Source organism: uncultured Gimesia sp., assembly GCF_937919775.1.
Lineage (GTDB): Bacteria > Planctomycetota > Planctomycetia > Planctomycetales > Planctomycetaceae > Gimesia.
In genome coordinates, this window is sequence record NZ_CALFPF010000474.1 from 1 (window position 1) to 2,381 (window position 2,381).

The following is a 2,381-nucleotide window of genomic DNA, read 5'->3' on the forward strand; positions in this document are numbered from 1 at the left end:
AGTAGAAAGAAAGCCTCTAATATGAGCTGTTGTGCCGATTTATTTTGCAGTTCGCGCCAGCTGTTACGAATAAATTAGGCAATGGTCATTGTTTCTCAAAAATTATAAGTCTACCACTTCCTTCGTCTCACAAGACTGAATATTATATGAGTGCGTTCGCCATCTTTTTGTGCATGTAGGTGCAATTTTTTCATGCTGAATGAGCAGGGACTTAACAATCTTTCGGAAAAAGCAGCCGGTCTGAAAGACTCGATGACTCAGATACTTACTCGATTGAGTGACGACAATGTCAATTTTCCCTGCGAATAAACAGGATACTTCGATAGAAAGAATGGAAGACGATCGCCCTATTTTAAAAGATATGGTCGGAGACAGTCTGGCCATGCGGAACGTATATCGCCTGACTCGTCGTGCTGCCGGCACGTCATCAACAGTCTTATTGACTGGTGAAACCGGGACTGGTAAAGAGTTGATTGCTCGCGCCATCCATGAACTCAGTCCCCGCGCCACAGGCCCTTTTATTCGTGTGAATTGTGGCGCGTTAAGTGAAAGCCTGCTGGAAAGCGAACTCTTCGGGCATATTAAGGGAGCGTTTACAAGTGCAGTCGAGAATCGGACAGGTCGTTTTGAAGCGGCACATGGCGGCACGATTTTTCTGGATGAAATCAATTCGGTCAGTTTCACGCTGCAGGTGAAGTTATTGCGTGTTTTGCAGGAACACGAGTTCGAACGGGTGGGGGACACACGTTCGATTCAGGTCGACTGCCGCATTGTCGCAGCGACGAATCGCAATCTGCTGGATGAAATTGAAGCCGGTCGATTCCGCGAAGACTTGTATTATCGGTTGAATGTGATACCGGTCGATCTGCCCCCCTTGCGTGATCGAGCAGAGGATATTCCAGACTTAATCCACTTTTTTGCAAAGCAGTTTTCTGCTGCGGAGCAGATTCCGCTGCCTCATTTTTCGGATGAAGTTTTATCGACCTTCAAGAATTACGCCTGGCCTGGAAATGTCAGAGAACTGCAGAATTATGTCGAGCGATTGATTGTGCTGTCCGGCCCGGAGGGCCCCTCGCTTGATCTATTGCCCGGGCATGTCACAGGTAAATCCGTTCCTCGATCACTGCCTTCCAAAACACTGGATCCGGAGACGCTCTGTCGCGAACTGGTGGCTATGGAATTGCACCGTGTTGGTGAAGAATCTACTGATGTGCATACACAGATTGTGTCACAGGTGGAAAAAGAGCTGATTTTGCAGGTTTTGCGGTCTTGCCAGGGGGTTCAAACTAAGACAGCCACGCGATTGGGAATCAACCGTAATACGCTGCATAAAAAAATATCAGAGTACGAATTGGAATCTGAAGCAAGATGACTTGCCCTTCACTTGCTGAACAACCCTATAATAGAGAGTCGTTCTGATTCTCCGCAGTGACATTGAGAGCCCTCCCTTTATTTCTCTCATATTAAACAAAGTATCACGCATGTTATCGAATGTGACTGTTTTCTGTTTCATGGCCAGTTATCTGGTAGCGCTCGGTTTAGAGCTGGCCCGGTTCCTGCGCAATAAAGACAGGTTCATTCGACCACTGATCTTTCTCTTTTCCCTTGCGGGACTGGTGGCACAAACCGCTTACCTTTTCACTCGCGCCAGGCTAACAGAGCTCCCTCCTTTATTGAGTTCATCACATGACTGGTTGATTGTATTTTCGTGGCTGCTGGTGGCGATTTTTCTCTTTATCAACCTGATCGATGCAGAGCTTTCGATTGGTTTGTTCCTGTTTCCACTGGTCCTGGCTCTGGTCGTTTCATCTTACTTTGTTGATACCGTCCCCAATTCGCTGGTTCAGCCGGCAATCCGTTCGTGGGCACTGCTGCATGCCTCACTGCTGGTGCTGGGAGGCGTGGGAATTGCACTCAGTTTTGTCACCAGTTTGATGTATCTGATTCAGCACCGTCGACTGAAGCAGAAACAGAATTTTACCGAAGGCTTTAACCTGCCCAGCCTGGCGAAACTGGCACGTTTGAATCGCTGGGCATTAATGATTTCTGCGCCGCTGTTAACCGTCGGCATGGGAATCGGGATCGGGTTGGGAGTTTATGTTCGCAAAGGCGCTCAATCCATTTCATTTTTTGACCCTGTGATTATCGTTTATGAAATTGTCTGGGTGGCGATGATAGTCAGCGTGATTTTCATTCTCAGAAAGAAGCAGCCGAATCAGAAATATATCGCACAATTAACCATCTGGACCGGAGGGCTGTTGTTGTTAACGGTAATCGGCATTCAGATCCTCACGAATATTCGCATACTGAATTTCGATTCCTGGCACTCTCATTATTCCGCTCCTCTGCCGGAAATTCAGAGATCCGCTGCAGAAAGGGTC

Annotated in this window: 2 protein-coding genes; both read left to right on the top strand. The window is 47.6% G+C overall.

What is annotated here, in order from left to right; genetic code table 11:
• The first annotated feature begins 286 nt into the window (after positions 1 to 286).
• Positions 287 to 1,372 carry a sigma-54 dependent transcriptional regulator gene (locus tag Q0294_RS13555; RefSeq protein WP_299466244.1) on the top strand — a complete coding sequence of 362 codons (1,086 nt, stop codon included), beginning with the start codon at positions 287 to 289 and terminating at the stop codon, positions 1,370 to 1,372.
• 109 nt (positions 1,373 to 1,481) lie between these two features.
• On the top strand, positions 1,482 to 2,381 hold a 900-nt coding region (gene ccsA / locus Q0294_RS13560), incomplete at its 3' end, for a cytochrome c biogenesis protein CcsA (RefSeq protein WP_299466245.1).